Genomic DNA, 22,730 nt, shown 5'->3' on the forward strand with positions numbered 1-22,730 from the left:
CACGTCAGCTCGCGAGCGCCTGCGGGGTGAGCGTTTTGATCATCGAGTCCAGCCACTGGCGTTGGCGCACCACCTCGGTTCGCGTGACCGCGGCGGTGTTGACGAGAGCGGCGTCCTCGATCGCCTGCGCGCGTTGACCCACCATCTCCCAGTACAGGTTGACCTCGGTGGCGTGCACGTACGCGCGACGCAGGTCGGCGACGAGCTTCACGCTCTCCGGGAGCCCACGATCCGACACGTCGGCAGCGAGTCGTGCGAGGTGGACCTGTGCTCTGGCCGTCAGCCCGGGGCCGCGGGCCAGGCGCAGCCCGTGCCGCCGGGCATCGGAGCTCAGGTCGTGGAGGTGCCGGCGCGACCACGGTGCGAGGTCCTTCGCCACGTGGTGGACCTCGGCCTCCGCTCGGTGCCGCTCGGCGAGCTGTTCGAGGGAGAGCGCGAACGCGGCCTCGGTTCGGTGCAGTCGTCGCATCGTGCGTGTGAGCGTCATGGGGACTCCCGGCCGATCTCCTCGTCGACCGCCGTGCTCGCGACCGGGGTGCGGGTGGCCCTGGTGGTTTCGGCATCGGTCCGGCGGACCAGCGCGATCCCGGTCTTGAACAGCGGTTGCTTCGAGACGGGGTCCCAGTCGGTCGGTGTCAGTTCGTTCGCCGACCGGGGGTCCTGACTGTCCCAGTTGCCGTAGTGGAAGGGCAGGAACACCACGCCGTCCCGAATCCCGCCGATCCGCGCCGTGGCGAGCACTCTGCCCCGGGGCGAGGTGATCTCGACCCCGTCGTCCTCGGAGATCCCGAGATCGGCGGCATCGGCCTCGGAGACCTGCACCCACACCTCGGGTGCGGCGTTCTGGAGCTGCGGTGCGCGAGCTGTCTTGGTCCGCGTGTGGAAGTGGACGAGGGTCCTGCCGGTGATCAACCACCACGGGTGCTCGCGACTCGGGAACTCGTGGGGCGGGAGGTAGGCCGCTGCTTTGATGAGCGCCTTCCCGTGGGGGTTCATGGCCTCGTACTGCTCCGGTTCGTTCGGGGCGCCGGTGAGCAGGTCCTTGCCGTAGCTCTCGCAGGTGTCCGGGTGGGCCCAGAACTTCCCGTCGGTGTAGAGCCGTTCGGTGCCGGTGGGGCTTTCGGCGGTGCACGGCCACTGGATCCCCCCGGACTCCCGCAGCAGCGCGTAGCTCATGCCGCTGTAGTCGCACGGGCGGCCGGCGCTGGCGCGCTTCCACGCTTCGAAGGCGGATTCGGCGTCGTTCCACGCGGGCAGTGGTTGATCGCTGAGGTCGCGGAAGTCCATGCGCCTGGCGAAGTCCAGGAAGATGTCGAGATCGGGCCTCGCGTCACCGGGTGGGTCGACCGCTTTCTCCGACAGGTGGACGGTGCGGTCGGCGTTGGTGAAGGTCCCGAGCTTCTCACCCCACGCGGCGGCGGGGAGCACGACGTCAGCGTGCTCGGTCGTCTCGGTGGGGAAGATGTCCTGCACGACGAGGAAGAGGTCCTGCTGGGACAGGATCGATCGGATTCGTGCGAGGTCGGGGAGGGACGCCGCGGGGTTCGTGGCGCTGACCCACAACATGCGCAGACTGCCTTGCTCGGCGTAGCGCATGATCTGCATGAGATGGGTCGGGGGTGCGTAGTGGGGGATGTGAGTCGGCGACACGTTCCACTGCGACGCCAGTTCTTCGATGTGCTCCTCGTTGGCCCAGTTGCGGAAACCGGTGAGATCGCCGTCGGCGCCGCATTCCCTGGTGTTCTCCGCCGTGGGCTGACCGTTCATCTGCAGGACTCCGGCCCCGGGCTCGCCGATCATGCCCCGCACGAGGTGGATGTTGTTCACCTGCACCGACGCGGCCGTGGCTTGGTGCGATTGGTAGAAGCCCTGCAGCACCGTCGAGACCAGCCGGCGGGAGCCGCCGATCAGTCGAGCCGCCTCCTCGATCTCCTCCCGGGGCACGTCGCAGATCTCTCCGGCCCAGGCCGGGGTGCAATCGCGCACCTGCTCCACGAGCTCGGAATAGCCCACCGTTCGCTCGCTGATCCACTGCTCGTCGACCCACCCGTTCTGGATGATCTCGTGCAGCAGGGAGTTGACCAGGGCGACGTTGGTCCCGGGTAGCGGTGCGAGGTGCACCGTCGCCGCTTCGGCGACGGGCGTTCGCCGGGGATCGACGCAGACGAGGGCGGGCGGGTCGGTGCCGGCGAGTCGGTCGAGGATCCGCGTCCAGAGCACCGGCTGCGTCTCGGCGACGTTGTGGCCGTACAACGCGATCACGTCCGCGTGATCGATGTCGGTGTAGGAGCCGGGCTGGCCGTCGCTGCCGAATGATTCCTTCAACGCCGTGGCGGCGGTGGACGTGCACAGCCGGGTGTTGCCGTCGAGGTGGTGCGTGCCGATCGCGCCGCGCGCGATCGTGGCCAGCGTGTAGTACTCCTCCAGGAACAACTGGCCGCTGGTGTAGAAGCCGAGCGCGCTGGGTCCGTGACGATCGAGCAGCTGCATGGCGTGCTCGACGATCCGGCCCATGGCCTCGTCCCAGGTCGTTTCGACGAGCTCCCCGCCTTCGCGGACCAGCGGCCGGGTGAGCCGGTCGGGGTGGTGGTTGGCCTGCCATCCGAAGAGATCCTTCGGGTCCAGCCTCCCGCGGTTGATGCGATCGTGCTCGCGCCCGCGCACGCCCACCATGCGTCCTCGGCGCACGGCGATGTCGAGGCCGTCACCGTTGGAGTGCAGGACCGATGCTGTCGGTACCCAGTCGTCGACGTCGTCCTCCGCCACGCCCGCCGCGAGGTGGGTGTCCACTCTGGACGGCCAAGCGCCGCCCGCGGCGTAGGGGGTTCGAGAGCCCCAGGGTTGCGATACACCATCTCGTGCGGCCATGCGGGTGCTCCTCGTGTGCGTGACCAGCTGCGCCCTCGGTGCCGCCGCGGGCGGGCGCTTCGCGATGCGATCGGCCGACGCGGTGGTCGGCCGATCGCGGTCCGCCCCACCGCCCGACACCGGGCCTCGGGTTTCCGAACCGGGTTGAGCATTCAGTCCGGGGAGACGACCTTGAAGAAGGTGCTGTCCCCGCCGTCGGACTTCTCGAGCTGGTAGAGCAGTTGCAGCCCCTCGGCGTCGAACTTCCGGAACCACGCGTCCCAACTGATGTGCTCCAACGAATCCTCGCCCGCACCACCCGGAAAGTCGAACCGGAGCACGCCTGCGGCGTCCTTGCCGTCGTGGGTTCCCCGCACTGTGGCCGGCACGCCGTCGTGCTCTTCGACCCACCGGCGGATCTCGTCGTGGTCCGAGGTCGTACGGGTTTCGGCGCCCATGGGAAATCCCTCCAGAAACGCGTCGATCGGCTCTCGACGAGAGGTACCCGTCCGCCGCGCCGTGGAAACGCTCCACGCCCGAAAGTCCGAGCCTCCGAGCTGAGACCGGCATCAAGCGGTCTTGCGCGTGGGAACGTCGAGCGTCATGCCCGGGACCACGCACCCCACGCCCGGAATTCCGCGGCGGGCGACTTCGACCTGGAACTCCGAGAGCGGCGAGGTGAACAACCCGTAATCATCGTGGTGGACCGGGAGCGCCTGCAGCGGGCGCAGCAGCTCCACGAGATCGGCGCCTTCCCGGCCGTCCATGCTGATCAAGTGGCCGAGGATCCGCGTTCCTCCGAGGTGCACGACGGCGAGGTCGATGTCCGGGCACCGACGCCGGATCTCGGCGAGGTCGTCGTGCAGGACCGTGTCCCCGCTCAGGTACAACCGGAGGCGGTGCCCGGCTCGCTCGTAGTCCAGCAACGTCCCCATGACCGGTGGCGCGACGGCTCCCACCAGCCCGCGCGCGTGCCGGGCCGGCAGCGAGGTGACCGTGAGGCGGGCACCGTCCTTGGTCGTCGACCGCTCGCTCCACCGCGGCATCGGCACCGACTCGGCAAAACCGCGCTTGCGCAGCCGTCCCGCTGCGTGGGGCGTGGTGAACAGGGGCAACGCACGGTCGAGCTCCCGCGCCGCAACGCGGTCGAAGTGGTCTCCGTGCAGGTGCGAGAGCACCACGGCGTCCAAATCGGGAAGTTCCCCGATCGTCATCGCCGGATCGGTGCGGCGCCGCGTGACGATCCCGTGCCCGATGTGGATCCACTGACCTCGCCGCACGAAGTTCGGGTCGGTGAGGAGCGTGAACGGCCCGAGCCGGAGCAGCGTGGTCGCCGTGCCCACGAACGTGACCGCGCATTCGCCAGGCATCCGAGCCCCCTCACCCCACCTGCGAGGGCATGCGGTCCTCGTCGGGGCCTTCGGGCGCGTCCGGGAGCTCCGGGGCGTCCGGTTGCTCCGGGTCGGGTGCCCGCGGTTCGTCCGGGCTCTCCGGCTTGTTCGGGAACTCGGGCTTGCTCGGTGCCGTCGGCTTGTCCGGGCTGGCGGGCTTTTCCGGTTGCTCAGGTTCTCCCGGGTCTCCCCGCCAACGGCCGAGCAGCGGCGTGCTGGACATGGTTCCTCCACCCTGGACTCTGGTCCTCACCGGTTACCCGCGCGCACGGGCCGGTCAATCCCGCTCGCGCGTGGTGAGTTCCCCGGCCGAGGTCGACCCCTCGACCCCGGTCCGCCGCGCGAACCTCCGCAGCACGCGCAAGCTCACGACCTGGCGCGGCGGGCAGGCCCACCGAGCATCAGCGCCTCGGTCCCGATCTGGACGTGCGAAGGTCGGATCGCCCCGTGGGGGCAGGTGTGGCCATCCTTGCACGAGCCGTGACGGGAGGCGTGGTGGACGAGCTCTGGAAGCTGAAGAACATGCGGACGCGGTCGGTCTCCCCGGAGAACCCGACCGGGGCGAAGGGCGGGGGAGCGCAGGCGGTCGAGGGCACCGGTGCCTCGGCGGCCCGCGAACTGGGCGCCGGGTGGAAGGTCTCGCCCTCGATCGAGCTGGCCGCGGGACGAACCGACACGCTGGCCGACGTCGCCGGTCCCGGCGTGATCCAGCACATCTGGCTGACCACCGACGTGGCCGGCGTGCGGCAGCTGGTGCTGCGGATGTACTGGGACGGCGAAGGAGACCCGTCCGTCGAGGTGCCGCTCGGCGACTTCTTCTGCAACGGGTGGGCGGAACTCGCGCTGGTCGACTCCGAGGTCGTGGTCGTCGCCGCCGCGGGAGGGTTCAACAGCTACTGGCCGATGCCGTTCCGCAGGCGCGCCACGATCACGCTGGAGAACACGACGAGCCGCAGCGTTCCCGTCTACTACCAGGTGACCTACCAGGAGACGGACCTGCCGGAGCAGGTCGGCTTCTTCCACGCGAGCTGGCGACGCAGCAACCCGCTCGGCGATCCCGCGGTGCACACGATCCTCGATGATGTCGGCGGCACCGGCCAGTACGTGGGGACGTACCTGGCCATCCGACCGGGTGCCCCGGGCTGGTGGGGCGAGGGCGAGGTCAAGTTCTTCCTCGACGGTGATCGGGAGCACCCGACGATCTGCGGGACCGGCACGGAGGACTACTTCGGCGGAGCCTGGAACTTCGACGTGGGCGGTCGCTACGGGACCTTCTCGACCGCGCAGCTGGGGTTGCACCAAGTGCTGCCGCCGAAGGAGGTCTACCGGCCGCACCAGCGGTTCGGCATGTACCGCTGGCACCTGCGCGACCCGATCTGCTTCGAGCGCGATCTGCGGGTCACCGTCCAGGCGCTCGGGTGGAAGGCGGGCCGGCGGTACCTGCCGCTGGTGGACGCCGACATCGCCACGACGGCGTTCTGGTACCAGACCGAACCGCACACCCCGTTCCCGCCGCTGCCCGCCCGGCAGCACGAGGGGCCCAGCCCTCGACGGCTCACCGCTCGGATCCGGGAACTCCTGGGCCGCCGCGCATAGGCGTCCCGCCGCGGCGAGGAAGCGTGGGCCGCTCTCCGCCGACCGGGGCGAACGCGCGGTGGTCTCGGAGCGCGTGTCCGAATCGGATCGTCCTGGCGTGAATAGTGTTCCACGGCACGGGGAACCCGGAGGGCATGTGCACGTGGCGGGTGCGCCGACATGCCGAGGGAACCTGGCAGGTCCTGACGCCGGGCGGTACTCAGGCGTGCGCGCGAAGCACCAGCCAGACCGCGGCGATCAGCAGCGCTCGAGCGCTCATGGAGTACGAAGGCGCGCACCGCCTGCGGGTCGAGGGGAGTGCCGGCGTCCACGAGGCCGATCGCGGTTCGCCCACCGGCGACGGGAGCGCTCCGGGTTTGGTCTCCACTTGATGCGCTCGCGATCCCTTCCGGCTCCGGTCGCGTGGCCGACGCGCTCGGTGCGGGTGTCGCGTGTTGACGCGACGCGATCACGTCGCGGGTGTGCCGACGTGCGCGGTGTGGGTGGCGATCGCACGAGCGGACCGGGTGCAAGGAGCCGTGTCGCTCAGGACGGCGCCGACCGCGAGGTGGCCGTTCTCGGCGACCAGGACGTCGAACCAGATCGAGGCCAGCACCGGGTTCGCGCCGGGGCGACTGCGGTCGGCAAACCAGACGCCGGCCACGAGAGCGTCCCAGAAGTCCTCAGCCATGGTGTCACCGTCCTGCCCCGGCGCTGTGGGTGTGCAGTGATATCGGCACATCGCCGCACGAGCTTGAGACCGGGACGCGCGGTACCCGGGAGGTGACCGCTTCGGGGACGTGCGGCGAGAACCTGCAACCCGCGCACGGTGCTGCGGGACGAACCACCCCGCAGCACCGGCAGCGCAGCATTCCACTTCTCACACGGTTCGCCGGTCCTGGACCTGACCGGACAGGCCGTGGATGATCACCGCTCCCCCTCCGTTGTGGCGGAGCTGCGAGCACGCCTCATCGATCGCGTCGCATTGCCGCGGCACGTTGAACTCAGCACCGTCACCGGTGACCTTCCAGCCACCTCCGCGCTGATCCGGAATCACGTGACGTTCACCCGTTTCGCGTTGACCTGCAGGCACGACTTTCGCTCCCCGACATCGCGTCAGCTTCCACCGCCGTGTTTCCCGGTCGTGGCGCGTCACAAACCCACCGCCGCGGAACCGGCGGCGGTGCCGGTGAGCTGCTGCTGTTTCGAGACGGCGCGTTCGGGGTAACAACCGTGCTGCGCAAGACCGACGGCCTGGGAGGAAACGTGTTCGTACGCGACCTGGACGACGTCACCGGCACCGAGGACGATGTCGAAACACCGAACTGGCGCAGCAAGCGCCTCCTGCTCGCCAAGCACGGCGCGGGTTTCTCGGTGCACGAGACGACCCTCCAGGCCAACACCGTCAACGACTTCTGGTACGCCCACCACGTGGAGGCCGTGTTCATCACCCACGGGGAGGGTGAGCTCACCGACCAGGAGACAGGGAAGACGTACCTGCTCCGGCCCGGGAGCGTTTACCTGCTCGACGGCCACGAGCACCACCAACTGCGACCGACGACGGAGATGCGGGCGGTGTGCGTGTTCAACCCGCCGCTCACGGGCAGGGAGGTCCACGACGAGGACGGCGTGTACCCGCTGATCACCGACCGCTGAGCGCGGCCCGTCAGCCGACGGCTTCCGCCGCGATGCGCAGATCGTTCCGGAAGTCGAGGTACGCGGCCTCGCGGTCCGAGGCGCGCAGGACGGAGGAGGGGTGCACCGTCGCGAGGACGGAGTCCGGACCGCGCTCGCCGAGCTCGAAGCTCTCGGGGAAGTCGAGCAGGACTCCGCGCTGCTGGGTGACGCGGAAGGACTCACCCAACAGCGCTTTGGCAGCGGTCGCGCCCAGGCAGACGACGAGCTCGGGTCGCACCAGACGCAGTTCGGCGGTCAACCAGGGCGTGCACGCGCGCACCTCGGCCGCGCTCGGCTTCTTGTGGATGCGCCGCTTGCCCCTCTCGGCGGGCACGAACTTGAAGTGCTTCACCACGTTGGTCAAGTACACCTCGTCGCGGCGCAGACCGGCTTCCCGGAAGGCCCGGTCGAGCGTGCGGCCGGCCGGGCCGACGAAGGGGTGGCCCTCCACGTCCTCGGAATCACCTGGCTGCTCACCGACGAGCAGGACGCGAGCCCGGGGCGAGCCCTCTCCGAACACGGCTTGCGTGGCGTTCTCGTGGAGGGCGCACCCACGGCAGGTCTGCACCGCGCCGGCCATCGCGGACAGTCCCCCTGTCGCGGGCACGAACGCCTCGGCGCCGACTTCTCCTCGTGGCATGGCCCCTCCCGTTCGTCCCGGTTCTCCCTCGCGCGGTCGGTCCCATTCGGGTACCCGACAGCGGCGGCGCACGAACAGCACGTCACGGCGGCGTGAGCGGGGACCGCCGTCGAGGCGTGGGGCCGGCCCCGTGGAGCGTGGTACGAATGGCGATGCCGACGTGCTCGCGCGCAGTCGGTTCACCCGAGTCCTTCCACCGAGAGGAACGAGATGAGCGAGCAGACGCCGGAGCCCGACATCGAGCAGCTGACGATCTGGCGCAACGTGCTGGACGCCCTGGGGCAGCTCGACGCGGCTTGGGGGAACGTTGCGGCTTCCTCGGAGGACAGCGAGGGCGGCGCGGGTTCGCTTCCGCGGTTTCCCGACGGGCTGGTGCTGGCCCTCACCAACGCGGGCATGAAGGGCTCCCAGGCGCTGGCCGGTATCGCCGATGCGCTCAACGAGCGCTCGGGACAGGACTTCTCGGAGGTCACCGAGGCCCAGGCGGACGTGGCCGCCCGCTGGAACGCGGTCCAAGCCCGAGTCAGCGGGGACCCCGAATCGGCCCAGGGCTGAACCGGCCGCCGCGAAGCGCCGTTCAGACGTCCGGCCCGTCCTGGTCCCTGCGCTGATCGCGGGCGGTCTTGCGCGCCTCGGCGTCGGTGGTGGCGCTGGGACTCGAACCTGGCAGTGCCCGGCGAGCTGACTCACGTGCGAACAGCACCGCGACGATACCGACCGCACCGGCCACCACGAGCACGAACGCCGGGGCGATCCTGCTTCCGGTCGCTCCGATCAGGGCCTCGGAGATCAGCGGCGCTGTGCCGCCGAACAGGGCCACCGACAGGTTGTAGCCGATCGAGACACCGCCGTAGCGAACCGATGTGCGGAACAGAGCCGGAATGGTCGACGGCAGCGTGCTGCTGAAGCAGACCAGGACCAGGCCCAGCACCAGGACGCCCAGGAGCACGGCCCACCAGGTGCCGGTGCTCATCAGCAGGAAGGCCGGTACGGCGAGCACGATGAGCGCGCCGCTGCCGAACCCGATGACGGGGAGCCGACCCACCCGGTCGGAATGCCTGCCGAGCGCCACGACCAAGCCGATCACCAGGATCATCACGGTCATGATCAGCACCAGCGACTGCGGGTGGCTGAAACCGAGCACGACCGTCAGGTAGGTGGGCATGTAGGCGGTGAGCGTGTAGTTGGTGACGTTGAAGACCAGCACCAGCCCGACGCAGACCAGCAGCGGCCGCCAGCACGTCACGAAGATCTCGCGGTAGCTGTTGCGCCGGCCGGTCCTGCGGTCGTCTTCAGCGCGGGAGCCCTCCTGCTCGAAGGCGGGCGTTTCCTCCAGTCGGAACCGCAGGTAGAGACCGATGAGCCCGAGCGGCCCACCGAGCAGGAAGGGGATGCGCCAGCCCCAGCTCACCATGTCGGCTTGGGAGAGGCTGATCGTCAGGACGGTCACGACCGCCGCGCCCAGCGAGTACCCGGTCAGAGTTCCGAACTCCAGCCAGCTCGCCATGAAGCCGCGCCGCCTGTCCGGGGCGTACTCGGACACGAAGGTGGTCGCGCCGCCGTACTCGCCGCCGGTGGAGAACCCCTGGACGAGGCGGGCGACGAGCAGCAGGACGGGTGCGCCGATCCCGATGCTGGCGTAGCTGGGGATCAGGCCGATGGCGAAGGTTCCGACCGCCATGGTGATCATGGTGATGGCGAGCACCTTGCGGCGGCCGATGCGGTCTCCGAGCGGCCCGAAGAAGAATCCGCCCAGCGGTCGTACCAGGAAGGCGACGGCGAAGGTGGCGAAAGTGGACAGCAGTTGTGCGGTCGGGCTGTTCGAGGGGAAGAAGACCTGGCTGATCACGACGGTGAGGTAGCTGAAGACGCCGAAGTCGAACCATTCCATCGTGTTGCCGATGGCCGCGGCCGCGACCGCCTTGCGGACTTTCGACTCCTCGACCATCGTGACGTCTTCGGGCGTCGGCCGGGTCGGTTTTCGTCCGCGAGAACGCCGCCCGCGGCCCGATGCTGTGCCAGCCATGCCGCACCTCTCAGCTGTCGGCGGTCGATCCGCAGGCGAGCGTGAGAACGGTTGGGGAAATGCCTTCGTTTCGTCGTTCCTCGGGTTTCCCGCCGCGGTCTCCTCTCAATCGATGGCTGCGCGGGTGAACCGATGAGCGCCGGTTCCGGCTGCAGGAGTTCCGGCGCCGGGGTCAGTGCCCCGAGCGCGGACCGAGCAGGTCGTAGGTCGCGGCGGTGACGACGCCGAAGACGAAGTGCGGGATCAGATCGCTCGCCCACGAGGAGGCGGGCCACGACCGCGGCTGGGTGACGCCCAACGCGGTCATCGGCACCACGCTGATCGCGTTGGCGGCTGCGGCGGTGGCCAGCGCGAGCAGCGGTCCGGGGGCGTGAGGCAGCCGGTGGCGCAGGAGCGCGTGCAGCAGCCCGGCACCGAGGCCGCTGCCGATCCCCAGCAGCGCGCCGACCCCGGTGCGGCGGTTCTCGCCTGCGCTCTCCGCGGCTTCGGAGCCGAGGCTGGTGTTCGCGATGCGCTCAGCGCTGCGCACGGTCTCCTCCGGAGTGCTGCTGGCAGGTCGTCCCCGCAGCACCATGTCGAGGTAGGTGGCGGTGTTGAGCGCGGTCGTTCCCGCCGCTCCCGCGGCCAGTCCGCGCAGCAGGTGTGTCATGGCTCCTCCACAACGTCTCGGGCGGTACCCGATCTTCGACGGCGACCGGGGTTCACACGAGCAGGGCGATGGCGAGGTAGGTGAACAAGCCCGCGACGAGGAGCGCCACGACGGCCAGCAGAGTCATCCACGCCCATTTCGTCGCGTGCGCACCGGCCCGTTGCTCGTGGGACAGGGCGCTGGTCGCCTGGGCCGACTCCGGCGGTGTCTCGCCGGGCGGGACGGACCCGCCGGGCAGCAGCCCGGGAGTGCGGCGCGGCTCCGGGTCGGGCTCGGACGGCTGTGACGACATGCCTGACGGGTAACCGGGGTGTCCGCAGGTGAAACGGGGCTCCTCCGCCGAACGCGGCGAGGACGTCGGTTCACCTCACCGGAACACGCTTTCGAGGAGCTGCGCGGGACCTTCCCGGGCACCACCCGGATGCGGCGCGGGCGGGTCAGCTCCGGCTTCGTTCCGGCTCGCAGGGAGGTTCGGGGCTTGGCGGTGTGTGCGCGGACGTCGAAGTCCGGATCGATCCCCGGTCGCGAGACCAGTCGGCCAGGCGGGCTCGCAGGGGACGGCCATCGGGGTCGATCATCAGCCGGCCCAGGGGGACCGCCCACAACCGCGTCACCGCGGACTTCGCGCGACGGGGGTGCCTGCGCAACTGCCCGCGAGGCCGAGGCGCCGTCCGCCCGGATTCGTGCCACGCGTCGAGTTCGGCGGCGGCGTTGCGCAACAGCTCGACGCCGTCCCGCGGATCGGCCAGTCCCGAGTCGTCCCCGCGATCCCGTCCCAGGTGCTCTCGCCACAGCCGGAGGCGCAAGTCGCGCGCGAAGCCGGTCGTCGGTTGCCGTTCGTCGAGCACCGCTGCGGTCAGTTCGGAATCGTAGGTCCAGGACCGGCGGTTGAGGTTTGCCGAGCCCACGGCTGCCCAGCTGTCGTCCATGACGCACACCTTCGAGTGCAGGTAGGTCGGGAGACCCCTGTCGTTCTCCAGCTCGAAGACGTCGACGCGATCGCCGCCGGCGGCGTACAGCAGGCTCAGCGCCTTGTCCTGCGCGGCGTCGCAGGTGGCGACCTCCACGGCTCCGCCCTTCTCGGGGTGAGCGGGCACCACGGCCACCAAGCGGAGCTCGGGTTCGCGGCGCAGCGCCTCGGCGAAGACTTCGGCCACCACGGGTGACCAGAGGAACTGGTCCTCGACGTAGGCGAGTTGCCGGGCGCGCTGGAGGGCTTTGGCGTAGCCCCTCGCGACGCTGCGCTCCCCGCGCCTGGCGAACAGGTACGGAGGGTGCTTGGTCGGGTAGGTGCGCAGCAGCTGCACCGAGTGCGAGCCGCCGCGAGGTGGCGGGGGCAGCTGTGCGGGGAGTTCCGCGGCCTCGGGTTCGCCGCGACCGAAGCGGCGTCGGAGCCGGGAGAGCGGACCGCGCAGGCGGATCGCGGCGTCCTGCCAGCGTTCGCGGAAGCAGTGCTCCACGTCGGCCACGGCGGGACCGCGCACCTGCAGGTGCGCGTCGTGCCAGGCCGGCCGCCGGCCGTAGCGCTTCCGGTCGATGGAGAGCTGAACATCGCCGTCCCCGTGATGTTCGTGCCGATCCAGTCGGCTCGGGCACGGGTCGATCCCGCCCAGGAAGGCGACGTCGGTCTCGGGACGTCCCGGGCGGCGGATCACCAGGAACTTCTGGTGGTGACAGCCCGCTGGACGAACTCGCTGGTCCAGCACCGCGCTGCCGCCCATATCCCGCAACGAGGAGGCGAATGCCCGGTTCGCGGAGACGAGTTCGTGGTCGAGGTCCAGGTACGGCCACCACAGCAGCGCGTGGACCGAGGCCCCGTCTCGCAGCACCCGGGCGAACTGCTCCCTCATCGACGTTCCGGTCCCGTCGAGCTGCTTGTCCTGATCGACGATCCACGCCGAGAGGTAGACCTGGTCACCGGCGTGGACGTCGTCCAGCTCGGCGACGAGCCGGGGGAAGTGCTCCGCGCCGTCGATCAAGGGTTGCGCGACGTTGCCCTCGGACCACGCGGTGCTTCCCGGGTCGCGACCGTCGAGCCTCGACCACGGGTTGCCGCGCTCGGCGTGCGTCAAGAACCACTCGGCCGGGGCGGTCCTGGTCGTTCCGGTCATGTCCCTGCCAGAAGCGGTCGGTGTGCCGCGGGTGCTGCCTACTGCTTCCGCAGACACCAGCGGGTGGGCTGTGAGGCGCTGTTGGTCGTTCAGAACCAGTGCGATCGGCCACCGATCGCGTGGCCGGTGCTGCCGGCGATGGCGAACACGGCGCCCAGGACGACGGCGACGACGCCGAGGATCCAGATGATCTGGACTCCGGTGAGGTAGCCGACGATGAGGAGCACGATTCCGAGCGTGATCATGGCTGGTCGTCCTTTCGGTCGGTTGCCCGTCGCCCAGTCCTACCCGCCGCGATCAAGTTCTACGCATGGCGGAGCGCGGACGAGTCCCTCGCGCCTGCTCGCGCAACCCCAGATCAGGCCTGGTCGGTCAGGTCGCGCAGGAACAGGCCGGAGGCGGGTTTGGGCGCGAACCACGTCGATTTCGGTGGCATCACGAGGCCCGCGTCGGAGACCGCCATGATCTGCTCGACGCTGGGCGGGTGGGCTGCGAACAGCACCGCCCCGTCGGCGGCGTACCGGCAGTGCTCGGGCGGGCCGTTGCCGCAGGACGTCGGCGTGATCCCGAGCGCGGGCAGCAGCTCCTCGTCGAGCGCGACGATGTCCAGCGAGGCTCGCACGTGCGCGTCCGGGTCGTGCGGCCGCAGCTTCAGCCGGTGGTGCTCGTCGGCGTAGCGCACCACCGCGACGCCTGGCTCCGCGATCGCCGCCGAGGGTTCCTCCCACCTCTCCATCACCGCCAGGGAACCCAGCTTCTCGAGCACCGCGGCAGCGGATTCGCGGGACACCGGCAGGCATCGGTGGTAGCCGAAGACGCGCATCTCGTCGGCGGGGAACAGCGCGGCGAGCGTGAACGCGGCCGGGTGGTCCGGGCTGCGGTGGTGGCGCGCGGCGGAGCGCTGGGCCGCGGCCAGCCGGTGGTGCCCGTCGGCGATGTAGAGCGCATCGATCGCGCGCAGGTCCAGCTCGGTGGCCCGGGCGACATCCGGGTCCTGCCGGAACCACGCGGTGTGCCGCGTCCCGTCTCCGGCGGTGAGGTCCACGTCGGGCTCGGTCGCGGTGATCCTCTCGGTCATCGACCGCACGGCTCGGTCGGGGGAGTGGGCGAGCGTCACCGGCGTCCGCTCGATTCCGGACTCCTCGGTGAACTCCTCCAGCAGGCGTTCGCGGTCGGGCTGCGTGGCCTCGTGCGGCCGGATCCGGCCGGCCCGGTAGTGCTCGACCGAGACCTCCACGACGACACCGGTCTGCTGGTGGTCCCCGTTCGCGATGCGGTACACGACCACGGCCGGGCCGGGCAGGCGCGGGCACCGACCGGAGACGAGCGCTTCGCGGGTCCGCTCGGCCCCGGTCGGGTTCTCGCCGCAACGGGGGTCCACGCGGAGGCCGTGCGGCAGCCGCGCGATGACACCTGCGCCGGTGGTCTCGGTGCGCGGGGTGCTCATGTGCGGTCGCTCGCGGGCAGGGACGGGGCGAACTCACGGGACGGCTGCGGGTTCACGCAGTGCAAGACGGTTCCCGCGGCGTACTCCTCGATCACGCGCACGGTCTCGGCGGCCACCGCCTCCTGGGCTTGCTCGGTCGACGCTCCGATGTGGTGGGTGCCGCAGACGTGGGGGTGCGCGGCGAGCCGGGATGCGAAGGCGCCCGTGCCGGTGGTGGGTTCGTCGGCGAAGACGTCGATGCCGGCCCGCACTCCCTTGGCCTCCATCGCCTCGATCAGCGCGTCCTCGTCGATCAGGTCGCCGCGCGCGGTGTTGAGGATGATCGTGCCGGGCCGCACCTGCGCCAGCAGGTCCCGGTCGACGAGCCGCCTGGTGGTGTCGGTCGCGGGCACGTGCAGCGACAGCACGTCGCATGTGCGCGCGAGCGCGGGGAGGTCGTCGACGAAGGTGATCCCGATGTCCTGGGCGCGCTCCAGGGTCTGCCGGTCGCGGCCGGGCTTGGCCACGGCGTGCACGCGCGTGCCGAACGCGGCGGCTCGTTCGGCGAACGCGAGGCCGACCTGACCGAGCCCGACGACGCCGACGTCGCGACCGAAGATCCCGCGCGCCTGCGAGTGGCGCTTCTTGTCCCACCTGCCCGCGCGCAGATCGGCCACGTTGTCGGCGATGTTGCGGTCGATGGCCAGCAGCAGCGCGCAGGCCAGCTCCGCGACCGCGATGGCGTTGCGCCCGGGCACGTTGCACACGCGGATCCCGAGGCGGGAAGCGGCGTCGGTGTCGATCGTGTTGGTTCCCGAGCCGGCTCGGATCACCAGCCGCAGCGCGTCGGCGGAGTCCAGGGCCTGAGCCGTGACGCGGGTGCTGCGCACGACCAGCGAGTCGTACCCGGAGAGCTCCGCGGGCAGCTGCTCCGCGGTCGTGTCGGGTGCGTAGTCGCAGTCGTGCGCTGCGGCGAGCCGGTTCCGGTGTTCCTCGGGGAAGGCGTCGGCGATCAGGATCCTCATCGGGCCCTCCAGACGATCAGCGCACCCCGCGGCGCGGTGGAGACGCGGACATCCGTGTTGCTCATAGCGCACCTCGGTGCTGATGACGCAATGGTGCGGCCGGCTTTCCGGACGCGTCAACACCCCGTTCGGGGCACTGTTCGAATAGACCTGCGGCATCAGTGATGACTGAAAGCGAGTCTGGTGCCGCCACCCGGCCCGTGGGCCGCCGCCGGCGAACGTTTGTCGACCGGGCAGGAGGGGGAACTCCCGTGAGCGATCGGCGGGACGAGGGGAGTGGTCGCGGTGTCGTGGGCGTTCGAACGCGCTGTGGTGACCGGTGGCGCAGGATTCCTGGGAGCGCCGGTGTGCGCGGAGCTCCTCCGCCGCGGCGCGGTGGTGCACTGCCTGGACAACTTCAGCAGCAGCGGCGTCGAGAACGTTCGGGAGCTGCAGTCGGACCCCCGGTTCGAACTGGTCGAACACGACATCTCCCGCGAACCCTGGTCCGCGGAGGACGTCGATCTCGTCCTGCACCTGGCCTCTCCCGCATCACCGGTGGACTACCTGCGGATGCCGGTGGAGACCTTGCAGGCGGGCAGCCACGGCACCGCGCACGCGCTGGATTTGGCCGAGCGCACCGGCGCGCGGTTCCTGCTGGCCTCCACCAGCGAGGTCTACGGCGACCCGCTGCAGCACCCGCAGCGCGAGGACTACTGGGGCAACGTCAACCCGGTCGGCCCGCGCGCGGTCTACGACGAGGCCAAGCGCTACGCCGAGGCGTTGACGTCCTGCTACCGCGCGCACCGGCAGGTCGACACCCGCATCGTGCGGCTGTTCAACAGCTACGGACCCGGGATGCGGCCGACCGATGGGCGTTTGGTCTCCACCTTCGTCTCGCAAGCGCTGGCGGGCGACCCCATCACCGTCAACGGTGATGGGAGCCAGACGCGGTCACTGTGCTATGTGGACGACACGGTGCGCGGGCTCCTGGCCGCGGCGGCAGGTGACCACATCGAACCGGTCAACATCGGCCGCCCGGACGAGATGACGGTGCTGGAGATCGCCGAGCTCGTGCGGTCGCTGACCGGGACTTCCTCGCCGATCAGCCATTCGGCTGCCGTCGCCGACGAACCGAGCCGCCGATGCCCGGACATCAGCATCGCGACGCAGCGGCTCGGCTGGCGGCCCCAGGTCGACGTCGTCGAGGGGCTGCGCCGCACGATCGACTGGTTCGCCGCCCGTCCCGCTGCCGCGTGATCACCGAAGCCCCGGCGAATTCCTCTTGCGCACCAGGAGGAAGTCCTCCAGCTGTGTTTACGAGTCGCTGCACAGGGTAGCGGTATAGGCAGGACGGACCAGGGCCTGCGCTCGGGTGGACACCGCTCACGACGGGAGGACGACCGTGCGAATCCTCGGGATCAACGCCGTTTTCCACGACCCGGCCGCCGCACTGGTGGTCGACGGCCGCACCGTGGCCGCGGCAGAGGAGGAGCGCTTCTCCCGCCGCAAGCACGGCAAGACGCCCGTCCCGTTCTCGGCGTGGGAACAGCCCGAGCAGGCCGCGGCGTGGTGCTTGCGCCAGGGTGGGGTCGAGGCGTCCGATTTGGACGCGGTGGCCTTCTCATACGACCCGGCGCTGGTGGACGAGACCGTGGAGGGCCTGGATCCCGGGTGGGAGTGGTTGCGCACGACCTTCGCCGAACGGGCGCCGCACTTCCTGGCCACCGCGCTGCCCGGGCTCGATCCCGATGCGGTGGTGTTCGTGCCGCACCACGTGGCGCACGCCGCTTCCGCCGCGCTCGCCGCACCCTTCGGCGACTGCGCCGTGCTCACCGCCGACGGCCGCGGTGAGAGCACCTCAGGACTTGCCGGACGGTGCACCGGCGGCCGGCTGACCACGTTGACCGAGCAGCGACTGCCGCACTCGCTCGGCCTGATGTACGAGGAGCTGACCGAGCACCTGGGCTTCCGCCGCTCCAGCGACGAGTACAAGGTGATGGCGCTGGCCTCCTACGCCGAACCCGTGTTCCTGCCGGATCTCAGGGACTTGGTCCGCAGCACCGGGGGCGGGCACTACGAGATCGAGCCCATCGATTGGCAGCGCTGGGCTCCCCGTCGCAGCGCTCAAGAACGGTTGGGGGACAAGCACGCTCAGCTCGCCGCGAGCGTGCAGGCCCGGGTGGAGGAAGTGCTGCTCGATCTCGCGCGGTGGCTGCACGAGGCGACCGGGGAACGTCGGTTGGCGATGGCCGGGGGAGTGGCGTTGAACTGCGTGGCCAACACCCGGATCGCTCGCGAAGGACCGTTCGACGAGGTGTGGGTGCAACCCGCGGCGGGTGACTCGGGCACCGCGCTCGGCGCCGCGTTGCAGGTCGCGGCGCAGCACGACGAGCCCATCAGGCCGATGCCCGGCGCCGACCTCGGGCGCGGGTGGAGCGACGAGGAGATCGAGAACGCCCTCCGCACCGCGAAACTCGCCTACGAACGCCCGAGCGACGTCGCCGAGGTCGCCGCCGAAGCGCTGGCGCGCGACGCGTCGGTGGGTTGGTTCCAGGGGCGCAGCGAGTTCGGCCCGCGTGCGCTCGGACACCGATCCCTGCTCGCCCATCCCGGCAACGCCGACAACGTCGAGCGCCTCAACGACATCAAGGGCCGCGAGCAGTTCCGCCCGGTCGCACCGATGGTCTTGGCAGAACGCGCCGGCGAGCTGTTCACCCGGGGGCCGGAGAGCAGCCCGCACATGCTGTTCGTGCACGACGTGACGCCGGAGTGGCAGGACCGCATACCCGCCGCCGTGCACATCGACGGCACCGCGCGGCCGCAGACCGTCGACCGGGCCGCCGAACCGCTGGTGGCCAGGCTGCTCGACTCCTTCGCGGCTCGCACCGGCGTGCCGGCGCTGATCAACACCAGCTTCAACACCGCGGGACGCCCCATGGTCGACAGCCCGGTCGACGCCTTGGAGTGCTTCGGAGCGTCGCCGATCGACCTGCTCGTGATCGGGCCGTTCGTGGTCCACCGCGGGAGTGAGCGCTCATGACCTCCCGCGGCGACTACGCGGTGGTCATCCCGACGATGGGCCGGGACAGCCTCGCCGGAACCCTGGCCGCCCTCGACACCGGGCGCGGCCCCGGACCCCGCGAGGTCGTGCTGGTCGACGACCGGCCCGACCCGCGCGAGCCGCTTCCGCTGCCGCGCAGCGAGCTGCCGATTCGCGTCGTGCGTTCCGGCGGACGCGGTCCTGCAGCAGCGCGCAACATCGGTTGGCGCGAAGCGGACGCCGAGTGGGTCGTGTTCCTGGACGACGACGTCGTGCCCGCCGCGGACTGGCGCGAGCAGATCGAGGACGACCTCGACGTCGGTCCGGACGTGGGGGCCTGCCAGGCCGACATCGTCGTCCCGCTGCCGACCGAGCGGCGGCCCACCGATGGCGAACGCGACACCGCCGCGCTCGCCGACGCGCTGTGGATCACCGCCGACATGGCCTACCGGCGCGAGGTGCTGTCGGCCTGCGGGGGCTTCGACGAGGAGTTCCGGCGCGCCTTCCGGGAGGATGCCGACCTGGCGCTGCGGGTGCAGGCCGCGGGGTGGCGGTTGGTCAACGGCGCGCGTGTGACCAGCCACCCCGCGCGCCCCGCGGGCTTCTTCGCCAGCGTGCGCGCGCAACGGGGCAACGCCGACAACGCCATCATGCGCCGCAAGTACGGAAAGCGGTGGCGCATGCGGATCGGTGAAGGCCGGGGCAGGATCCGCCGTCACCTGGCGATCACGGTGGCCGGCGGGATCGCGCTCGTGGCGTCGGCGCTCGGCGCGCGCCGAGCCGCCGCCTGCGGTGCTGCCGTGTGGCTCGGTTTGACCGCTGAGTTCGCAGCCCGCCGGATCGCTCCGGGAGCGGGCACGCCGGACGAGGTGGCTCGAATGCTGCTCACCAGCGTCTTGATCCCGCCCGCAGCGTGCCTGCACCGACTGCGCGGCGAGGTGGAAGTGCGCGCGGGCGCGAGGGAAATGCCTGCTGCGGTGCTGTTCGACCGGGACGACACGCTCGTCCACGACGTCCCCTACAACGGTGACCCTGCCCGCGTGCGTCCGGTCAGCGGAGCGCGGGAAGCGCTGGACCGGCTCCGGGTGGCCGGAATCCCGATCGGTGTGGTGAGCAACCAGTCCGGAGTGGCGCGCGGACTCCTCCGCGACGAGGACGTCGCCGCCGTCAACGGAGCGGTGCAGCGGCTTTTGGGTCCGTTCGACATCTGGCAGTGGTGCCCGCACGACGAGGATGACGGATGCGGTTGCCGCAAGCCGAAACCCGGGCTCATCGAACGAGCCGCCGCCCGGTTGCGCGTGCTGCCGCGGAGTTGCGTGGTCATCGGCGACACCGGAGCGGACGTCGCGGCAGCGCTGGCCGCGGGGGCCAGGGCGATCCTGGTGCCCACCGAGCGGACCAGGACGGAGGAGACGACCAGGGCGCTGGTCGAAGCCGAGGTGGCACCGACCCTCGAGGCGGCCGTGGCCCGCGTGTTGCGGGACGGCCGGGTGCGCGCGGCGACGCGGCGTCCTGTCCGGCAGGAGGTGCCGCGATGAGGATCGACATGGTTTCCGAGCACGCCAGCCCGCTGGCGGCTCTCGGAGGAGCCGACGCCGGCGGGCAGAACGTGCAGGTGGCCGAACTGGCGACCGGGCTCGCCCGGCGCGGCCACGACGTCGTCGTGCACACCCGCCGCGACTCGCCGACGCTCCCGGAGCGGGTGCGCACGGACGAGGGCTTCACGGTCCGGCACGTGGCGGCCGGTCCGTCCGCGCCGGTGCCCAAGGACGAACTGCTGCCCCACATGGACGCCTTCGCCGCGCGGCTCGCCGAGGACTGGGGGCGTCGACCGCCGGACCTGGTGCACGCGCACTTCTGGATGAGCGGGCTCGCCGCGCAGCGCGGCGCCGCGGGGCTCGGCGTGCCGGTGCTGCAGACCTTCCACGCGTTGGGCCGCGTCAAGCGCCGCGAGCAGGGGGCGAAGGACACCAGCCCGCCGCGCCGCGCCGAGCTGGAAGCGCAGATCGCCTGCGCGGCCGACCTCGTCATCGCCACCTGCACCGACGAGGTCGGTGAGCTCGCCGAGATGGGCGTGGCACCGGAACGCACCGCGGTGCTGCCGTGCGGCATCGACGTCGACCGGTTCTTCCCGGCCGCGCCGCGCGAGCCGAAGCGGGGCGCCCCGCGAATCCTGAGCATCGGCAGGCTGGTCGAGCGCAAGGGCGTGGACGTGATGATCCGGGCGATGCGCGATCTCCCCGACGCTCGGCTGCTCATCGCAGGCGGGCCGCGGGAGCGGGAGTGGCCTGACGATCCGGAGGTCAACCGGTTGCAGGCGGTGGCGCGTCAATCCGGTGTCGCCGACCGCACCGAGTTCCTCGGCCCAGTGCCCCACGACGACGCGCCCGACCTCTACCGGTCGGTCGACGTCGTCGTCAGCGTGCCGTGGTACGAGCCGTTCGGCACCGTGCCACCGGAGGCGATGGCCTGCGGAGTTCCGGTCGTCGTCAGCGCGGTCGGGGGGCACCTCGACACCGTCGTCGACCGCAGGACGGGACTGCACGTGCCACCGCACGATCCGACGGCGACCGCCCGTGCCGTGCGGGAGCTGCTGGATCGGCCGGGCCTGCGCGCGGAACTGGGAACCGCAGGCGCGCACCGCGTTCGGGCTCGCTACGGGTGGGATCGGCTCGTCGGCCAAGCCGAGGACATCTACCAGCAGGTGCGTTCGGCGCGGTCCAGGCGGGCCGCGGTCGCCGCCGCGCCGGGAGGGGGAGCACCGTGATCGAGCAGCACTTCCAAGACCTGGGCGCAGCCGCGTGGCAGATCAGCTCCACAGCGCCGAAGCTGCGGAGCTGGGCGGGAACGCTCGCGGACCGCCTCACTGCCGGAGCGCGCTTGCTGACCTGCGGGAACGGCGGCAGTGCCGCGGAAGCGCAGCACCTGTCGGGTGAGCTGACCGGGCGGTTCCTCCGCGATCGCAGGCCGTACTCGGCCATCGCGCTGCACGCCGACACCTCGGCGTTCACCGCCACGCTCAACGACTACGGCGAGCAGGAGGTCTTCGCTCGGGCCGTGCGCGCGCACGGCCGTCCCGGTGATGTGCTGGTCGCGTTGTCCACCAGCGGTCGCAGCCAGAACGTGCTCGCCGCGGCCAAGACCGCGCGGGAGCTGGGTGTGCTGACCTGGGCGTTGACCGGGCCTGCTCCCAACGATCTCGCCGCGGTCTGCGATGACGTGATCGCCGTGGAAGCGCCCGGCGTGGCCACGGTGCAGGAGATCCACCTGGCGCTGATCCACGCGCTGTGCGGTGAGTTCGACGCGCTGACGATCGATCGGGTACCGGAACGTCGGTGATCGACACCGTTCTCGTGCTCCGCGCCCTCGGGCTGGGAGACCTGCTCACCGCGGTGCCCGCGTTGCGCGGCCTGCGGCGCGCTTTCCCCGACCACGTGGTGCTGCTGGCCGCACCCGAACCGCTGGCGGAGCTGCTGCCCCTGCTGCCCGAGGTGGACGAGTGGGTGCCCACCGCCGGGCTGGCGGACTTCCGCTGGCAGCGATCCGGTCCGGACGTCGCGGTGAACCTGCACGGCAGCGGGCCGGAGTCGGTGCGCGCGGTGTGTTCGACGGGAGCGCGCCGGGTCCTGTCCCACCGGCACCCGGCGGCTCCCCCCGTCGCCGGCCCGGACTGGGAGGCCGAGCAGCACGAGCGGCAGCGCTGGTGCCGGCTGCTGCGGCACTACGACATCGACGCCGACCCGGACGACCTGCTGCTGCCGACGCCGCTGGACCGCCCCCGAACCGGCGTGGCGATCGTTCACCCGGGCGCCAGCCACGGCGCTCGGCTGTGGCCGGTGGAGCGCTACGCCGAGGTGGCGCGCTGGGCCGCGGACGCGGATTTCGACGTGGTGCTCACCGGTTCCGGATCCGAGCACGAGCGCGCTGCGCGGGTGGCCGAGCTCGCGGGACTGCCGGCGAACTCCGTGCTTGCCGGACGCACCGGGTTGCGCGAGCTGGCCGCTCTGGTCGCCCACGCCCGCCTGCTGATCTGCGGCGACACCGGCATCGCGCACCTGGCCAGCGCTTTCCGGACGCCGTCGGTGGTGCTGTTCGGACCGGTCGCGCCCCGCTGCTGGGGGCCGCCTGCCGACACCCGGCACGTCGCGCTGTGGCACGGGCGCAGCGGCGACACCTTCGCCCCCGACCCGGATCCCGGACTGCTGGCCATCACGACCGGGCAGGTGATCGACGCTGCGCGCAGAGCGGTGCGGCTGGCGTGAGCCGAGCTCGCTCGTCGGCCGTTGCGGGTTTCGCCGCTCCCTGAGGTGGAAATGCCCCGTCGTGGCCGATGTGACGGGA

At 71.1% G+C, this 22,730-nt stretch carries 25 protein-coding genes; 10 read left to right on the plus strand and 15 right to left on the minus strand.

Translation table 11 applies throughout. The features are described from left to right. Positions 1–4: 4 nt before the first annotated feature. The 5 genes from E1202_RS09710 to E1202_RS32115 form a co-directional block, all read right to left on the minus strand. Entirely contained in the window at positions 5–487 is a 483-nt protein-coding gene (locus E1202_RS09710) for a hypothetical protein (protein WP_132682356.1), read from the minus strand. Then, positions 484–2,868 (minus strand): molybdopterin oxidoreductase family protein, encoded by a 2,385-nt coding sequence (locus tag E1202_RS09715; RefSeq protein ID WP_132682358.1) that lies wholly within the window; start codon positions 2,866–2,868, stop codon positions 484–486. Before E1202_RS09715 ends, E1202_RS09710 begins: the two co-directional genes overlap by 4 nt. 152 nt (positions 2,869–3,020) lie before the next feature. Continuing rightward, entirely contained in the window at positions 3,021–3,305 is a 285-nt protein-coding gene (locus E1202_RS09720; RefSeq protein WP_132673550.1) for a hypothetical protein, read from the minus strand. 111 nt (positions 3,306–3,416) lie between these two features. Next, positions 3,417–4,217, minus strand: coding sequence for an MBL fold metallo-hydrolase (locus tag E1202_RS09725; protein ID WP_132682360.1), 801 nt, complete (start codon positions 4,215–4,217; stop codon positions 3,417–3,419). Positions 4,218–4,227: 10 nt separating this feature from the next. Further along, on the minus strand, positions 4,228–4,461 hold the full coding sequence (locus E1202_RS32115) for a hypothetical protein (protein WP_132682362.1): 234 nt from the start codon (positions 4,459–4,461) through the stop codon (positions 4,228–4,230). Positions 4,462–4,733: 272 nt separating this feature from the next. Here E1202_RS32115 and E1202_RS09735 point away from each other — a divergent pair, with 272 nt between their 5' ends. Then, positions 4,734–5,834 carry a glycoside hydrolase family 172 protein gene (locus tag E1202_RS09735; protein WP_207918531.1) on the plus strand — a complete coding sequence of 367 codons (1,101 nt, stop codon included), beginning with the start codon at positions 4,734–4,736 and terminating at the stop codon, positions 5,832–5,834. A 134-nt stretch (positions 5,835–5,968) separates the two neighbouring features. Then, positions 5,969–6,205 (plus strand): DUF2188 domain-containing protein, encoded by a 237-nt coding sequence (locus E1202_RS09740; protein ID WP_132682364.1) that lies wholly within the window; start codon positions 5,969–5,971, stop codon positions 6,203–6,205. Positions 6,206–6,282: 77 nt separating this feature from the next. On the opposite strand, the gene E1202_RS09745 is transcribed toward E1202_RS09740, so the two are convergent. Continuing rightward, a complete protein-coding gene (locus tag E1202_RS09745) occupies positions 6,283–6,504 on the minus strand; it encodes a hypothetical protein (protein ID WP_132682365.1) in 222 nt (73 codons plus the stop codon). Positions 6,505–6,693: 189 nt separating this feature from the next. Further along, positions 6,694–6,870, minus strand: a complete 177-nt coding sequence (locus E1202_RS09750) for a DUF2188 domain-containing protein (RefSeq protein ID WP_207918532.1) — start codon at positions 6,868–6,870, stop codon at positions 6,694–6,696. A gap of 209 nt (positions 6,871–7,079) precedes the next feature. On the opposite strand from E1202_RS09750, the gene E1202_RS09755 reads away from it, so the two are divergent. Continuing rightward, a complete protein-coding gene (locus E1202_RS09755) occupies positions 7,080–7,469 on the plus strand; it encodes an ectoine synthase (protein WP_132682367.1) in 390 nt (129 codons plus the stop codon). A 10-nt stretch (positions 7,470–7,479) separates the two neighbouring features. Here the strand turns inward: E1202_RS09755 and E1202_RS09760 are convergent, their stop codons facing one another. Next, on the minus strand, positions 7,480–8,130 hold the full coding sequence (locus tag E1202_RS09760) for a UdgX family uracil-DNA binding protein (RefSeq protein ID WP_132682368.1): 651 nt from the start codon (positions 8,128–8,130) through the stop codon (positions 7,480–7,482). A 210-nt stretch (positions 8,131–8,340) separates the two neighbouring features. Between E1202_RS09760 and E1202_RS09765 the strand changes: the two genes are divergently transcribed. Continuing rightward, positions 8,341–8,685, plus strand: coding sequence for a hypothetical protein (locus E1202_RS09765; protein ID WP_132682370.1), 345 nt, complete (start codon positions 8,341–8,343; stop codon positions 8,683–8,685). Positions 8,686–8,707: 22 nt separating this feature from the next. Here the strand turns inward: E1202_RS09765 and E1202_RS09770 are convergent, their stop codons facing one another. The 7 genes from E1202_RS09770 to E1202_RS09795 form a co-directional block, all read right to left on the minus strand. Beyond that, positions 8,708–10,156, minus strand: a complete 1,449-nt coding sequence (locus tag E1202_RS09770) for an MFS transporter (RefSeq protein WP_132682372.1) — start codon at positions 10,154–10,156, stop codon at positions 8,708–8,710. A gap of 172 nt (positions 10,157–10,328) precedes the next feature. Further along, positions 10,329–10,805 (minus strand): hypothetical protein, encoded by a 477-nt coding sequence (locus tag E1202_RS09775; protein WP_132682374.1) that lies wholly within the window; start codon positions 10,803–10,805, stop codon positions 10,329–10,331. 52 nt (positions 10,806–10,857) lie between these two features. Beyond that, positions 10,858–11,097 (minus strand): DUF6480 family protein, encoded by a 240-nt coding sequence (locus tag E1202_RS09780; RefSeq protein ID WP_132682376.1) that lies wholly within the window; start codon positions 11,095–11,097, stop codon positions 10,858–10,860. A gap of 145 nt (positions 11,098–11,242) precedes the next feature. After that, positions 11,243–12,916 carry a phospholipase D family protein gene (locus E1202_RS09785; protein ID WP_132682377.1) on the minus strand — a complete coding sequence of 558 codons (1,674 nt, stop codon included), beginning with the start codon at positions 12,914–12,916 and terminating at the stop codon, positions 11,243–11,245. Positions 12,917–13,005: 89 nt separating this feature from the next. Then, the gene (locus E1202_RS31360; protein ID WP_165943805.1) at positions 13,006–13,161 is read right to left on the minus strand and encodes a DUF6131 family protein; all 156 of its coding nucleotides are present in this window, start codon (positions 13,159–13,161) and stop codon (positions 13,006–13,008) included. A 113-nt stretch (positions 13,162–13,274) separates the two neighbouring features. Further along, positions 13,275–14,363 (minus strand): DUF1015 family protein, encoded by a 1,089-nt coding sequence (locus E1202_RS09790; protein WP_132682379.1) that lies wholly within the window; start codon positions 14,361–14,363, stop codon positions 13,275–13,277. Further along, the gene (locus E1202_RS09795; protein ID WP_132682381.1) at positions 14,360–15,367 is read right to left on the minus strand and encodes an NAD(P)-dependent oxidoreductase; all 1,008 of its coding nucleotides are present in this window, start codon (positions 15,365–15,367) and stop codon (positions 14,360–14,362) included. Before E1202_RS09795 ends, E1202_RS09790 begins: the two co-directional genes overlap by 4 nt. 285 nt (positions 15,368–15,652) lie before the next feature. Here E1202_RS09795 and E1202_RS09800 point away from each other — a divergent pair, with 285 nt between their 5' ends. The 6 genes from E1202_RS09800 to E1202_RS09825 all read left to right on the plus strand — a co-directional run bounded on the left by E1202_RS09800 (position 15,653) and on the right by E1202_RS09825 (position 22,651). After that, positions 15,653–16,606: an NAD-dependent epimerase/dehydratase family protein gene (locus E1202_RS09800; protein WP_132682383.1), complete on the plus strand. Its 954-nt coding sequence runs from the start codon at positions 15,653–15,655 to the stop codon at positions 16,604–16,606. Between the two features lie 145 nt (positions 16,607–16,751). Next, a complete protein-coding gene (locus E1202_RS09805) occupies positions 16,752–18,389 on the plus strand; it encodes a carbamoyltransferase family protein (protein ID WP_132682385.1) in 1,638 nt (545 codons plus the stop codon). Then, positions 18,386–19,927: an HAD-IIIA family hydrolase gene (locus tag E1202_RS09810; RefSeq protein WP_132682387.1), complete on the plus strand. Its 1,542-nt coding sequence runs from the start codon at positions 18,386–18,388 to the stop codon at positions 19,925–19,927. Before E1202_RS09805 ends, E1202_RS09810 begins: the two co-directional genes overlap by 4 nt. After that, positions 19,924–21,156, plus strand: a complete 1,233-nt coding sequence (locus E1202_RS09815) for a glycosyltransferase (protein WP_132682389.1) — start codon at positions 19,924–19,926, stop codon at positions 21,154–21,156. The genes E1202_RS09810 and E1202_RS09815 overlap by 4 nt, the downstream gene beginning before the upstream one ends. After that, entirely contained in the window at positions 21,153–21,728 is a 576-nt protein-coding gene (locus E1202_RS09820; protein ID WP_132682391.1) for a D-sedoheptulose-7-phosphate isomerase, read from the plus strand. Before E1202_RS09815 ends, E1202_RS09820 begins: the two co-directional genes overlap by 4 nt. After that, on the plus strand, positions 21,725–22,651 hold the full coding sequence (locus E1202_RS09825; protein ID WP_132682392.1) for a glycosyltransferase family 9 protein: 927 nt from the start codon (positions 21,725–21,727) through the stop codon (positions 22,649–22,651). Before E1202_RS09820 ends, E1202_RS09825 begins: the two co-directional genes overlap by 4 nt. The last annotated feature ends 79 nt before the right edge of the window (positions 22,652–22,730 follow it).

Origin of the sequence: Saccharopolyspora karakumensis, from assembly GCF_004349225.1 — a bacterium.
Taxonomy (GTDB): Bacteria; Actinomycetota; Actinomycetes; order Mycobacteriales; family Pseudonocardiaceae; genus Saccharopolyspora; species Saccharopolyspora endophytica.

Coding starts and splice junctions, on each gene's coding strand:
- E1202_RS09770 (WP_132682372.1), bottom strand. CDS start 10,156: ATGGCTGGCACAGCATCGGGCCGCGGGCGGCGTTCTCGCGGACGAAAA.
- E1202_RS09765 (WP_132682370.1), top strand. CDS start 8,341: ATGAGCGAGCAGACGCCGGAGCCCGACATCGAGCAGCTGACGATCTGG.
- E1202_RS09725 (WP_132682360.1), bottom strand. CDS start 4,217: ATGCCTGGCGAATGCGCGGTCACGTTCGTGGGCACGGCGACCACGCTG.
- E1202_RS09715 (WP_132682358.1), bottom strand. CDS start 2,868: ATGGCCGCACGAGATGGTGTATCGCAACCCTGGGGCTCTCGAACCCCC.
- E1202_RS09795 (WP_132682381.1), bottom strand. CDS start 15,367: ATGAGGATCCTGATCGCCGACGCCTTCCCCGAGGAACACCGGAACCGG.
- E1202_RS09745 (WP_132682365.1), bottom strand. CDS start 6,504: ATGGCTGAGGACTTCTGGGACGCTCTCGTGGCCGGCGTCTGGTTTGCC.
- E1202_RS09790 (WP_132682379.1), bottom strand. CDS start 14,363: ATGAGCACCCCGCGCACCGAGACCACCGGCGCAGGTGTCATCGCGCGG.
- E1202_RS09815 (WP_132682389.1), top strand. CDS start 19,924: ATGAGGATCGACATGGTTTCCGAGCACGCCAGCCCGCTGGCGGCTCTC.
- E1202_RS09780 (WP_132682376.1), bottom strand. CDS start 11,097: ATGTCGTCACAGCCGTCCGAGCCCGACCCGGAGCCGCGCCGCACTCCC.
- E1202_RS09810 (WP_132682387.1), top strand. CDS start 18,386: ATGACCTCCCGCGGCGACTACGCGGTGGTCATCCCGACGATGGGCCGG.
- E1202_RS09785 (WP_132682377.1), bottom strand. CDS start 12,916: ATGACCGGAACGACCAGGACCGCCCCGGCCGAGTGGTTCTTGACGCAC.
- E1202_RS32115 (WP_132682362.1), bottom strand. CDS start 4,461: ATGTCCAGCACGCCGCTGCTCGGCCGTTGGCGGGGAGACCCGGGAGAA.
- E1202_RS09760 (WP_132682368.1), bottom strand. CDS start 8,130: ATGCCACGAGGAGAAGTCGGCGCCGAGGCGTTCGTGCCCGCGACAGGG.
- E1202_RS31360 (WP_165943805.1), bottom strand. CDS start 13,161: ATGATCACGCTCGGAATCGTGCTCCTCATCGTCGGCTACCTCACCGGA.
- E1202_RS09710 (WP_132682356.1), bottom strand. CDS start 487: ATGACGCTCACACGCACGATGCGACGACTGCACCGAACCGAGGCCGCG.
- E1202_RS09740 (WP_132682364.1), top strand. CDS start 5,969: ATGTGCACGTGGCGGGTGCGCCGACATGCCGAGGGAACCTGGCAGGTC.
- E1202_RS09720 (WP_132673550.1), bottom strand. CDS start 3,305: ATGGGCGCCGAAACCCGTACGACCTCGGACCACGACGAGATCCGCCGG.
- E1202_RS09775 (WP_132682374.1), bottom strand. CDS start 10,805: ATGACACACCTGCTGCGCGGACTGGCCGCGGGAGCGGCGGGAACGACC.